This window comes from Propionivibrio sp., from assembly GCF_049316945.1.
GTDB lineage: Bacteria > Pseudomonadota > Gammaproteobacteria > Burkholderiales > Rhodocyclaceae > Propionivibrio.
Window position 1 is genome coordinate 18527 of record NZ_JBMOJE010000061.1, and the last position, 11641, is coordinate 30167.

Annotated in this window: 15 protein-coding genes and 1 tRNA gene; 8 read left to right on the forward strand and 8 right to left on the reverse strand. The window is 56.2% G+C overall.

What is annotated here, in order from left to right:
- Positions 1-274 precede the first annotated feature (274 nt).
- From ACOYNV_RS14540 to ACOYNV_RS14565, 6 genes are all read right to left on the reverse strand, one after another.
- Complete coding sequence (locus tag ACOYNV_RS14540) at positions 275-817, reverse strand: glycine zipper family protein (RefSeq protein ID WP_422900508.1); 543 nt, start codon at positions 815-817, stop codon at positions 275-277.
- A 34-nt stretch (positions 818-851) separates the two neighbouring features.
- Positions 852-1229, reverse strand: coding sequence for a hypothetical protein (locus ACOYNV_RS14545; protein ID WP_422900509.1), 378 nt, complete (start codon positions 1227-1229; stop codon positions 852-854).
- Positions 1230-1525: 296 nt separating this feature from the next.
- Positions 1526-1789: a hypothetical protein gene (locus ACOYNV_RS14550; RefSeq protein WP_422900510.1), complete on the reverse strand. Its 264-nt coding sequence runs from the start codon at positions 1787-1789 to the stop codon at positions 1526-1528.
- A complete protein-coding gene (locus tag ACOYNV_RS14555; RefSeq protein ID WP_422900511.1) occupies positions 1773-2096 on the reverse strand; it encodes a nucleotidyltransferase domain-containing protein in 324 nt (107 codons plus the stop codon). The genes ACOYNV_RS14550 and ACOYNV_RS14555 overlap by 17 nt, the downstream gene beginning before the upstream one ends.
- A gap of 124 nt (positions 2097-2220) precedes the next feature.
- Positions 2221-2487 carry a hypothetical protein gene (locus ACOYNV_RS14560; RefSeq protein WP_422900512.1) on the reverse strand — a complete coding sequence of 89 codons (267 nt, stop codon included), beginning with the start codon at positions 2485-2487 and terminating at the stop codon, positions 2221-2223.
- A gap of 253 nt (positions 2488-2740) precedes the next feature.
- Positions 2741-3742: an HAD family hydrolase gene (locus tag ACOYNV_RS14565; protein WP_422900513.1), complete on the reverse strand. Its 1002-nt coding sequence runs from the start codon at positions 3740-3742 to the stop codon at positions 2741-2743.
- 294 nt (positions 3743-4036) lie between these two features.
- On the opposite strand from ACOYNV_RS14565, the gene ACOYNV_RS14570 reads away from it, so the two are divergent.
- Together ACOYNV_RS14570 and ACOYNV_RS14575 are read left to right on the forward strand one after the other, a co-directional pair.
- On the forward strand, positions 4037-4834 hold the full coding sequence (locus tag ACOYNV_RS14570; protein ID WP_422900514.1) for a DUF2092 domain-containing protein: 798 nt from the start codon (positions 4037-4039) through the stop codon (positions 4832-4834).
- A gap of 20 nt (positions 4835-4854) precedes the next feature.
- Complete coding sequence (locus ACOYNV_RS14575) at positions 4855-5346, forward strand: hypothetical protein (protein WP_422900515.1); 492 nt, start codon at positions 4855-4857, stop codon at positions 5344-5346.
- Between the two features lie 90 nt (positions 5347-5436).
- Here the strand turns inward: ACOYNV_RS14575 and ACOYNV_RS14580 are convergent, their stop codons facing one another.
- Positions 5437-5583: a hypothetical protein gene (locus ACOYNV_RS14580; RefSeq protein WP_422900516.1), complete on the reverse strand. Its 147-nt coding sequence runs from the start codon at positions 5581-5583 to the stop codon at positions 5437-5439.
- 335 nt (positions 5584-5918) lie between these two features.
- On the opposite strand from ACOYNV_RS14580, the gene ACOYNV_RS14585 reads away from it, so the two are divergent.
- Both ACOYNV_RS14585 and ACOYNV_RS14590 read left to right on the forward strand, forming a co-directional pair.
- The gene (locus ACOYNV_RS14585) at positions 5919-6251 is read left to right on the forward strand and encodes a hypothetical protein (protein ID WP_422900517.1); all 333 of its coding nucleotides are present in this window, start codon (positions 5919-5921) and stop codon (positions 6249-6251) included.
- Between the two features lie 54 nt (positions 6252-6305).
- Positions 6306-6749, forward strand: a complete 444-nt coding sequence (locus tag ACOYNV_RS14590; RefSeq protein WP_422900518.1) for a glycine zipper 2TM domain-containing protein — start codon at positions 6306-6308, stop codon at positions 6747-6749.
- Positions 6750-6880: 131 nt separating this feature from the next.
- On the opposite strand, the gene ACOYNV_RS14595 is transcribed toward ACOYNV_RS14590, so the two are convergent.
- The gene (locus ACOYNV_RS14595) at positions 6881-8605 is read right to left on the reverse strand and encodes a diguanylate cyclase (protein ID WP_422900519.1); all 1725 of its coding nucleotides are present in this window, start codon (positions 8603-8605) and stop codon (positions 6881-6883) included.
- 188 nt (positions 8606-8793) lie between these two features.
- Here ACOYNV_RS14595 and ACOYNV_RS14600 point away from each other — a divergent pair.
- From ACOYNV_RS14600 to ACOYNV_RS14615, 4 genes are all read left to right on the forward strand, one after another.
- Positions 8794-8867: transfer RNA gene (locus tag ACOYNV_RS14600), tRNA-Thr, on the forward strand.
- 368 nt (positions 8868-9235) lie between these two features.
- The gene (locus tag ACOYNV_RS14605) at positions 9236-9625 is read left to right on the forward strand and encodes a MarR family EPS-associated transcriptional regulator (protein WP_422900520.1); all 390 of its coding nucleotides are present in this window, start codon (positions 9236-9238) and stop codon (positions 9623-9625) included.
- Positions 9622-10152, forward strand: a complete 531-nt coding sequence (gene rfaH, locus ACOYNV_RS14610; protein WP_422900521.1) for a transcription/translation regulatory transformer protein RfaH — start codon at positions 9622-9624, stop codon at positions 10150-10152. The genes ACOYNV_RS14605 and rfaH overlap by 4 nt, the downstream gene beginning before the upstream one ends.
- Before the next feature lie 208 nt (positions 10153-10360).
- A complete protein-coding gene (locus tag ACOYNV_RS14615; RefSeq protein WP_422900522.1) occupies positions 10361-11374 on the forward strand; it encodes a DUF4351 domain-containing protein in 1014 nt (337 codons plus the stop codon).
- Positions 11375-11641: the final 267 nt, after the last annotated feature.

Below are 11641 nucleotides of genomic sequence, written 5' to 3' on the forward strand. Positions count from 1 at the left end.
CCTGTAGATCGCCTATGCATGAGTGCTGCACGATGGAATTACGTATTGGGTGAGATTAACGCTGAAAATTGGATGCCGAAACATTCAATACGTTGTGCTGGCGGGAATGCCCAGTCGAGAGCATGAGTCGATGTAGCCAATGCCGATACCGGAAAGGCTCTTTTCTCCAATGCAACGCTGGCTGTAGCCAAATCATTTCCCCTTAACCAGGAATTCATGCAATGAGAGGTTAATGAGCCACTTGCAATCTGCAGGCTGCGAGGAACAGCGCTTGTCAGCGCCCAACCGGCGGCGGTGGTGCATAGTCCGGAGGCGGCGGCGGGTAGTAGCCAGGCGACGGTGCCGGCGATAGGTAGGAAGGGGCCTGAGGCCGACTCCTCATCGGTGCACCATAAACCGGCACCTGTTCGCCCTTGGCGTACATGCACTGGATGTAGGCGTTGTCGTACTGCCGCTGGGTTGCGTAGGCGGAACTCTGGGCGGCGCCGGTGCCGGCCATGCTGCCTACCAGCAACCCGGTACCGGCGCCAACGCCGGCCCCTTGTTGCCCGCCAATGGCGGCACCAGCAATGGCCCCGACCACGGTGCCGATAGCGGCGCTGCGCACGCCGGCATCGACTGCGGCCTGGTTCGCGCCGGCACCGCCTGACTGGTACTGAGCGTACTGGCGGCACTCGGCGTCGTCGCTGCGGAACTGCTCGAAGCTCTTGCCGCTGCCCGGCAGTGCCATAACGCTGGGGCCGGTCGGCACGGTGGCGCATCCGGCCAGAAATAGCAGGGGGAACACCGTAGCAAGAGTAATAGCGGATGTTTTCATGGCGACAAGTCCTTGTTCAGATTCCTCGTTCAGATCAAAACTGGCCCGGCGGCTGCGGGAATACCTTCTGCCAACCGCTGCGGCATTCCTTGACGTAAGGGTAATAGCCCTTTGCCGCAGCGCAGTAGTACCAGTAATTGACCGGTGCAGATGGCGCAGGCGGTGCAACTGCTGGCGCAGGCTGCTGTTCGATATACACCGGCGGCGCCAGACGTTCGACCAGGACGGGCGGATAATATTGGGGATAGTAGGGGGAGTAGTAGTAGGGTGGCGGCGGGTAGTACGATGGCCCCCAGTATGGAGCAATTACCACGCCGAAACGAGTTCGATGGCCCCGGTGGTCGGCCCAGGCGTTGCCAACGCTGAACGTACCCAGGAGCAACAACGCAATGATCAATCTGCTTGTTTTCATGGCACACCTCGTTTTCTTGCGACACCAGCAACCGGGTCTTCGACCGCCAACCCGCCTTGGCCAAGAAGAAATATTAAACGCCTTGCGCCGAAAGGAACACTTTCAATTGCAATGCATTTTGTAACGAATTGTTAATCCTGAAAAAGCAGTTTGACGTGATGCCAATGCCGGTAGCCCTTATCCCCGGCCCTTCTCCCGGCTCTGCACCCCAAGGGTATTTCCTGCGGGGCACATTTCCTTTGGTCACAGGGAGGGCAGGGTAAATTTGTTCTTCCCGCTAACTCATTAATTTACCGTCATTCCGGGCTTGACCCGGAATCTGACTGCAGGGAATGCAGAGCCAGTTCATTAATCACAAGCAGGTCTTTTAAGATCTTGATCAGATGGAGGAATCTGGATTCCGGGTCAAGCCCGGAATGACGGTAAATCACCGCCTGCTGAGCGTGGAAGCCAGCGGCGGCGTGAGCGTTATCGCCGCGGCCCGCAAGAATCTCGAAAACATCACGGTCGCGCTCCGCCAGTCTTAGCAGGCGTAGCGCCTCCTCAAACTGCGGCGTCATACAACACGCGGCCTTCGTGGTGTGCGCGATGAGGCATCGTACCCTTGACCTGCCTGCGCCGCTCAAAATCGCGGCGTGACAACAGGAGCAAGTCGACCCCTGTCGTCAGCCCTCCCAGGGCACCCCGTAGCCGCATATACTCACCGGCCTTGTCATCCAGGGATTCTTCCACGACCAACAAATCGAGATCGGAGGCTTCGTCGGCATTGCCGCGGGCGTAGGAGCCGAAGAGAATGATGCACGCTGGCTGGCTGGCCACGCTTGCCAGTCGGTGTGCCGCTTCCTGAATCGCATTTTCGTCGAGCACGGAAAACTCCTTGTCGTTGTGCTCAGCAAGGTGGGCAATATGTTGAATCTATTGTATCGGCAGCACGGCACAAAGGGTGAAGGCACTGATCGTGACACTCGACTTGTCGAACACTTCTCGATATTCACAAATCACGATTCACCAGCACGCCCACATACCCGCGCCGGCCACGCTTGAGCCGTTTCTGAAGCCGGCGCTCGGCCTCACGCCGGGTCGTACAGCCATCGTCAAGAAAGGCATTACACGCCGCCCAACGTCCTTCCGGCGTGCGCAGCGCCGCTACGGTTCGACCTCCATCGACGTAGGCCACGACGCAAATGACTTCTTCGCTGCGCCAGGATGCGGCAACCAGATCCATCGCCTCGTCGCGTGGCACGCACAGGGCGACCAAGGCGTCAATCGGCGAGTCGCACTCGACGCAGAGGATGGCCGGGAAGAAACTGATACCGGTGCTCGATTGGGGTCGATTATCTTGTGTCAGGACAGGTTCTCAAGCTTCGTCGCATCCAACTTCAAGTTCGGCAAGCTGCCGACTCAGAGTTTGTCAAAAAATGCCTGAACCCAGCGCAGCGGCGCAAGCACTGCGACGACCAGAGATAACAAAGGCGTCGAAATACTTGCATGCTTCCCCCACTGTGCCCTTTTCAATGCCTCGGCGGATAGATCGTCTTCCAGTCGTTTTTCATATCGACTATGGTCCAGCCTTTCGCCTGCGCCTCGTCGAGCGCCTTGTCGAGGTGGCCGATGAGGGATTGGCGGTCATAGACAAACTCGCGCTCGCCGTCGGTGTGGTGCACCAGCAGCGCGAAGCGAGCGCCACTGCCTGCCATGGTCCATTCGAGCATTTGCTGGTCGCCGTCGGAATTGCCGAAGGCGGCGATGGGGCGACGCCCAATGTACTGCTGGATGCCGACAGGCTTACCGGCATTGTCGTCAACAAAATTTACTTCAGGCAAGCGCACCAGCACCGGCTTGCCGTCACGGAATTCGAAATTCAGCTTGATGCTGCTGCCGACGACCTGTTCGGGCGGAATGCCATAAACCTTTTCTGTCCACGGCCGCATGAAATCGATGCCACCACCAGAGACGATGAATGTCTTGAAGCCGTTGGCCCGCAGATAGGTGAGCAATTCCAGCATCGGCTGATACACCATTTCGGTATAAGGACGCTTGGTAATCGGGTGTCGTGCCGTGGCGATCCAATCCTTGACGATCGCATCGAACTCCTCGCTGGTCATCCCGGCATGGGTCGCCATGAGGATTTCCGCCAGGGATTTCGCGCCACCGGCAAGCGCACCTTTCACATCGCCCTTGAGCAATGAGGCGAAGGGTTCCGTATCCTTCCATTCGGGATGCAGGGGTGCAAGTGCCTTGACGCGGTCGATCGAGAAAAGGAGTTGGAAATACATCGGCTGTTCGGCCCACAGCGTTCCGTCGTTGTCGAAGGTGGCGATGCGCTCGGACTTGGGCACGAAATCCTTGCCGCCGGGGGTACTCACGCGCTTGACGAAGGCAACGATGGATTGCTTGGTCTGGCCGTCGTTCCAGGAGGGCAGCGGGTCGGCGGCCTGGACAGCCGGGCTTGTCAAAGCCAGCGCCCAAACGAGCAGCAGCGCTATCAGGTTTCTTGCGTTAGTGGTTTTCATATTTTCCCCGTGATTTTTCCAGAAACGTCCGTGTGCGCCCAGAATACATCACGCCGTGCGCAATGATCGTGTGGGGGCGTGTTTATTCCCTGATCTGCGCCCGGAATAACGGTCGGCCGCAGAGGGTCAAGTGTGGGCGCTGACAGGCCGCCCACAAGTTCGCTTGTTCTTTGAAGAAACGTCGAAGCCGGGCTGGACAGTCATCAGCAGGAAGAACGATTGGCAGTCGCAGATTGGAAGTCGTATATTGACGTTGGCGCAGCGATTCAGATTAATTACCAGAGAGGGAACAACATGAAACAAGGCAAGATTCCGTTTGTATTCGGCTCCGCATTGCTCGCAGCCGGGATGCTCTTCAGCGGCGGCGTCGCTGTTGCTCAGGACAAACCGTTGGCGCCTCCATCCGCGCGGGAGATCAAGGACGCGCGCGCACTCGATTTGCTGAAGAACATGAGCGGCAAGCTGACCAAGGCAAAAACCCTCAGCTTCAAGGTGCGTGGCCTGGTTCCCTTTGCCTCCCCCACCGGGCAATACATCAGCCTTTTCGCCTCATCTCGCGTAGTGATGCAACGACCCGACAAATTGTTCGTCGAGTCGCGTGGCGACCTGTTCCCGAACGATCTTTACTTCGATGGAAAAGCAGTAACCACGATTGAGCACAGCAGGAAGTTCTACACGCAGAAGGAAGCATCGGGCAACACCATCGATGCGTTGATCGAGAACAAGCATCCGGGCACGGACGTTCTGGCGATCTTCGCCGAGATGCTCGTCTCCGATCCCTATTCGACCCTCACCAGGGATCTTTCGAGCGCGCTCTGGGTTGGGCAATCGATCGTTGGCGGCGTCAAAACCGATCACCTGGCTTTTACCGGCAAAGGCCTCGATTGGGAGATATGGATTGGCGAGCGGGACAAACTGCCGGTCATGATGGTCGTCTCGCACCGCGAGGGCGAGCGGCAGCCGACCTTTACCGTGGAGTTCTCGGACTGGAAGCTTGATGCGCCGATCCCGGCCAATACGTTCAACGCCACCATTCCGAAAGACGCTGTGAAGCTCGAATTCAAGCCGCAAGATCTGTCGCAAGCCAAGTGAGTGGTCAAAGGAGAAATGACATGAAAAACAGAATGAAACAATTGAAGGCTTTTACGCTCGGAATCGCGGTGCTAGCCAGCCTGCTCGCACCGCTTCAGGAGGCCAACGCCTGGGTTGCCGCTGGCCGCGGCTACGGCGGACGCGGGTTCGTTGCGGCCGGCGGCGGGTACCATGGCGGCTATTACGGCGGCTACCATGGCGGTGGTTGCTACGGATGTGGCGCCGCGGCTGGCGCAGTTGCCGGGCTGGCTGTCGGGGCCATGGCCGGAGCAGCGATCGCCGACGCTTCACGTCCCGCCACGGTCTATGTTCAGCAACCCGCCGTGGTTGTCGAGCAGCCAGTTTATCAATCCGCAGGTAATCTGCCGATCGGAACCCAGTTCGCGGTGCTGCCTTCCGGCTCTCGCAGCATGGTGGTAAACGGCGTCAACTTTTATCAGAACGGGCCAAATTGGTACAAGCCGTATTTCGGGTCAAACGGTGTGTATTACGAGGTTGTAACAGCGCCATAACGAGATTCTTCGCTGCAGCGATTTATAAACACATGGCTGGAGAGCCAGTATTCATGCGGCTCTCCAGAGCATGGCCTGTAGATTGCCTATTCATGCGCTACGCAGCAGGTACTCTTGGGGACGCCCCGCCACCATCAACAGCATGGTTTCCTCCTGCCCATTAAGCGTGAACGAGCTCGGGATGATTAAGGCTGAACGTTCGATCAGGCTTTGTTCTGCGTAAACGATGCGGTTCATTTCGAGGCCTTTGAACTAATCGGCAAGGCTGATGTCATGGATTTTAGCATGTTGTCTAAATGCTTGAGATTGCTGCTGGCGGCCTGAAATTCCAATAAACCTAGAAAAGACAGTTCACCACAGCGAACACGGCGAACACAACGGAAAAACAATGACTTGCAATGTTTTCATGACTCACCCTTTGGGTTAGCCATGAAATCCTGAAAAACTGAGGCTTTTCGCTGTGCCCGCCGTGTCGCCGTGGTTTGAACTGCGGTTTTTTAGGATAAATACATGTAGTTGAGTGCACCCATGGCGATCAGGCTTTTCTTTTTTCACAAGTGGAGGTAATCGAAATGAAGTCAAACAACACACTACTTGCACTATCGGCTTTCGGACTTGTTCTAGCTGGCTGCGCGACCGATCAACAGTTACTGGCTAGCGACCAAGGGAACGCGATGAATGCGGCTGTACGTCGCGGACAATTTGATTTGTCTTGCCCCGCAGCGACAGGAACGATGCTTTCAAATACACTTCTCCAGCCCGCGCTCTGGAATGGTATCGAACGCGCCGAATATACGGTTGGCGTTCAGGGCTGCGGAAAGAAATCGACTTATATCGTTGTTTGCCAGGTGGGATCAACCAGTTGCGTTGCCGTTTCAGGAAGAAACCAGGCCTTCACGCAGTAATTGTTTGCACAGGCATTTAGCCAGCTATTAATCGCAACACATAACGGAGGACTCATGTTCCAGAAAATCGCATCCTACCTCTCGGCATTCTTACTTGCCGTATTCCTCTCCGCCTGCGCCACACCCGGGCCTCAACCCGGTGAAATGGACATTCGATCGGGCGTCATCGAAGAAATCACCCTGGTTCAACTGCAAAGCAACCAGCATGCGGGCATCGGTGCGGTGGTTGGGGGCATTGCCGGCCTCGGGCTCGGCAGCCTGATCGGTGGCGGCTCCGGGCGCGATGTCGCCATGGTGCTGGGAACTATCGGCGGCGCCTACGCCGGAAATGAAGTCCAGAAGAAATACGACCAGCCGGTCCAGGGCCAGCAAATCATTGTCCGCACCAGCAACGGGGTACTGATTTCTGTGACGCAAGCCATCAATCAAAATTTGTACAAGGGCCAGCGGGTGTATGTCGAAGGCAACGGCGACGGCGCACGCGTCGTTCCTCGTTAATTCTGAATAGCTCTATTTCGAGGGACAGATTACACGCATGTAGATTCTGCAATTGAGCAATGCGCCCCCTGAGTGAGATGGTAAAGGTTGCGCTTCTGTGATTGCCACGGCAACGGGGGAAGTGCCTCGCGTTAAAGAATGTTTACGCGGTTCTTTCCTGCTTTTTTAGCCGCATACATCGCCTCATCTGCTCGTTTGGTTACGCTCGCCTGCGTGTCATCGCGCCGGAAATCGGTCACGCCTGCACTGAAGGTGATCAGTACCTTTTCGTTGTCGTGCAGAAAGAAGCGTTTGGTGAGTTCGCGTTGCAGGCGGGCGATTGCTTTTTTGGCATCATCGATCGGTGTATCGGGCAGGATGATGAGGAATTCTTCTCCGCCAAATCGGGAAAGGGTGTCTTGCGGACGGAGTGTTTCCCGAATTACGGTGACCAGATGGATGAGCGCGGCATCTCCGGCATCATGACCGAGCGTATCGTTGAGCTTCTTGAAATTGTCAATATCGAGCATGGCAATACAGAAGATCGATTGGCGCCGTTGGGCGCGTGCCGACTCTTTGGCGAAGGTTTCTTCAAGGCCACGACGATTCAGGGCGCCGGTCAACTGGTCGTGGCGGACCAGATTGCTCGTTTTGTCGAGTTCTCCTTGAAGTTTATTGATCTGTTTTTCGGCTTCTTCAACCCGCTGTTTGGAAGCGCGCAGATCGTCGCGTGAACGCTGGGCGTTGATCTGGATGATGCGCGTCTCACTGATGACTTCGGCGAGCACATCTTCCAGTTGGGTGATGTCTTCAGCCTTGCTGATTTTTGCGACACAGATTTCAATTTTGTCGTGGTAATCAGAGGTGGAATCGGCAAATTCAGACAGGTGATCGACGAATCCGGCCAACATATGCTTTAGCGCCTCCTTGGCTTCGATCAGGCTGTGCTTGAGCTGGCTTTGCTTGAATATGACGTCCTTGAGACGGTGCTCGGCATCGTGGAGGGTGCGGAGATTCATGGGTTGCGCGACAATTTCGCGCACAATTGAGATCTGCCCGTTCAACCAATGATCATCGACCACCAGTTCGCTGACATTCTCGATCATGAGTTGTAGCAGTTTGAGCAAGCCGCTACGCAGTTCATTGCGATCCTCAGCCAGAAATTCCAGGCGGAAGGCAAAGCGCTTGATGTCGGCGAGCAACTGATCCATGACCTTGACGCTGGATGCGTTGCGCACAGCCGAGGCAAGCGTTTTGGCCTGAGCAGCCAACTCGGGCTCGTCATCGAGCTGTGTTGCGACGACCACCTCCAGCGTGTAGGCAAACAGGCTTCGCAGCTCGGGCAGCAACTCGGAGGCGCGGCTAACCGGTGCAGTGGTGACTAGGGAGGTTGCGGTCACTGGCGCTTCTGCCCGGGCGTCTATTGCGCCGTCAACCAGTGCCATATCGTCATGCTCTGCGCTGTTCAGTGACCAAGATTTGATCAGGCTTTGCAGCCTGCCGAACAGGATTTCGCTGTTCTTGGAGGCGCTTGCAAGAACATGCTCAAGAGATTCACGTTTGCGCGCGGGCGTCAGGTTGGATTGCTTGGCTTCCCACTGGCGCAGGAATTCGGTGATCAGATCACTCCAGCCAAGTTCCGATTCTGTGCTGTGCTCCTTGATGAATTCAGCCAGGGTTTTCTTGTAGTCCTCCCAGTTCTTCCCTTTGATGAACTGATCGAGTTGCCGCGAGAGACGCTGTTGGGCCGAGGTTTCTTTGGGGAGCGACAGCAGGAGTGCCTTCAGTTCGCTTTCGGGGAAGGCTGTAGCGGACTTTTCGACAACGCCGGAAATTTCGTTGTAAATGGCTCGATAATTGTCAGGCGATGGGGCCATGCGCCGCGTCATGAGCTGCTTCAACGTTTCACGGGCAATTTCGGATGGGTTGGAAAACGTTGCCATAATCTCTTGTGATCTATGTGGTGTGGTGTAAAGGACTGCAGATTGTTTGAAACTGGAATTCCTCCGACCGGATGCGACAGGAGTCCACTTCGGCTATAATTCGCGCCTCGACCGTCAGGTCTGCCCCCGTAGCATGAAGGTCGTGCAGTTGATTTGTAATCATCAGGTAGCGGTTCGATTCCGTTCGGGGGCACCAGCAAAAACAACGACTTAGGCCATTCTTCGGAGTGGCCTTTTTGCTTTCAGGCTTCCATGTAAGAGTTTTGTAAGAGTTCTCCATCAACGCCCCAAGTGTACACTTGCGTTGGTAGTGATCATACACGCCACAGGTATGCCACGATGCGCGAATTGATGCTCGGTCTGGCCGACTACTTCGCCTTCTACAACGGCGAACTGAGGGATCGTTTTATCCAATGCTGCCCCGCAAGCAAATTGCCATGATCGCACAACAAAAAAACACAGCGCCAGCCACCGTGGCATGACCAAAACATGCTCCTGGATATTGAATCTACCAATTGATGGGTATATTATGTTCAACCGTTGAACGTACCCAGGCTACCCGTTGTGCTGAGTGAAGACCTTCGTTACAAATTGCTGAAACTCCTCGCCGAAGAACCGCAGATCAGTCAGCGTGATCTGGCGGGCCGCTTGGCTATCAGCGTTGGCAAAACGAATTACTGCCTCAGCGCGCTGGTCGATATCGGGTTGGTGAAAATCAACAACTTTCGCAAGGCGGACAACAAGATAGCCTATGCCTACTTGCTGACCCCAAGAGGGATCGAAGAAAAATCAAAGGTTACGGTCAGCTTTCTGCAGCGAAAGATTCGCGAATATGGCGAACTGCAGGAAGAGATCGAAATGTTGCGGCAGGAAGTTCTGGCGACCGCTAGCGACGAATCACCGGCCTCCGCTGCCAGCCTGACTCAGCCGCTTGCTATCGGAGAGGCCAATTGATCCCGACGACAAAAAGTGCAGAACCGGACGAACAGTCCGGCTGGTATGTCGTTTATACCAAGCCACGCCAGGAAGCGCGTGCCTTGGAAAACCTGTGTAGCCAGGGATTCGACTGCTGCCTGCCCACGCTCAAAGTTGATCGCTTGCGTGCGGGGCGTCGCGTCATAATCGCCGAACCCTTGTTCCCGCGCTATCTTTTTGTTCACCTTGAGGCTGGCCGCAGTAACTGGTCGGCCATCCGCAGCACGCTTGGCGTCTCGCATCTGGTTCGCTTTGGTGGTGTGGCCGCGCGCATCCCGTCAGCACTTATCGCCGCATTGTCTGAGCAACCCGCGCAGAAGAAGGGTCTGTTTGATGTAGGTGAGCGCCTGAAAGTGATCGAAGGACCGTTTGTCGGGATCGAAGCGGAATTGCTGCGCCTGTATGAAGCCCCGGATGGCGAAGCGCGAGTGATGCTCCTGATGGAGATTCTGGCGAGGCCGCAGAAAATAAGCTTGCCAGCCAGCGCGGTGCGCAAGGCCGCCTAGCCGCAGTAATCCCGGAGGAATGTGCCGGACAGAGGGAACGTAGTACGCGTTTTTTGGAATGACGCTCAATCCAAGGGCGGTAGCGTGCCTGCCAGTCGGAAAACATGGGGTAGAACGTCGTTTGGCGTGCCTCACAGCGCATGCCTTAGCTAACACACCCTCCGCCAACGAATCTTTATAGCAACTGGCAAGCACGCGATGGACCCCCGTGATCACTGACCACACCAACCCGATGCAGAAACCCGAGCAGGACGCCAGCGGCGACCCCAACGACGACTACGACACCCCGTGGAAAGACGCCGTCACCCGCTACTTTCCAGAGTTCATCGCCTTCTACTTCCCTGACGTCCACCGCCAGATCGACTGGCCTCGCGGCCATGTCTTCCTCGACCAGGAACTAGCCCAGATCGTCAAAGATGCCGAACTCGGCAAGCGCCTCATCGACAAACTTGTGCGCGTCGCCACCCACGACGGCGACGAACAATGGGTCTACGTGCACATTGAAGTCCAGGGCGGTCACGACAGCAAATTTGCCGAACGCCTATTCACCTACAACTACCGGCTTTACGACAAATACCGGCGCCCCATTGCCAGCCTTGCCGTCCTCGCTGATGACCGCGAACACTGGAAACCCGAGCACTACGGCTACGAACTCTTCGGCTGCGCAGTCGGCATCCGCTTCCCCGTCGTCAAACTGCTTGATTACGAAGCAAGCACCGAAACGCTGCTCGACGACCCCAATCCCTTTGCCCTGGTCACCGCCGCGCAACTGCTCACCCGCCAAACCAAAGGTGACAACGAAAAGCGACTTGCGGCAAAATGGCGGCTAGCCAAGCTGCTCTACGAACGCAACTGGGACAAACAGCGAATCATCGACCTCTTCAGCGTCATCGACTGGATGATGCAAGTCCCGCCCGAACTGCAAAAACAACTCTGGCAAGACATCGAACAACTCGAAAGGAACCGCGCCATGCCCTACATCACCTCAGTAGAACGGATAGGTATCGAAAAAGGTATGCAACAAGGTATGCAACAAGGTATGCAACAAGGCATTCACCAAGGTGAAGCCACCGTGCTCGAACGTCAGCTCACCCGCCGCTTCGGCCCCCTAAGCCCCGAAACGCTCGACCGCCTGGCCAACGCCCCCCTTGACCAGCTTGAACACTGGGCCGACAACATCCTCGACGCCAAGTCGCTTGAAGACGTGTTCACCAATCACTAATCGATTACAGCGTCACAATCAAGTCCATGGATAGCCACCGCCCCGCAGCGCTTGGCTTGCAAGCCAAGGCTGATTTTCTGAGGGAAGCCAAGCACGTAGGGCGCAATAACCAAAGGGCATTGCGCCGAATGTTCGCGGGATCGGTGCAATGCGCACGGTAAATTTGTTCTACCGCTAACCCATTGATTTACTGATAGGGGTAGAGAAGGACTCTCGCCCTCCCCTCCCTCCGAACCGTGCGTGCGGTTCTCCCGCACACGGCTCTCC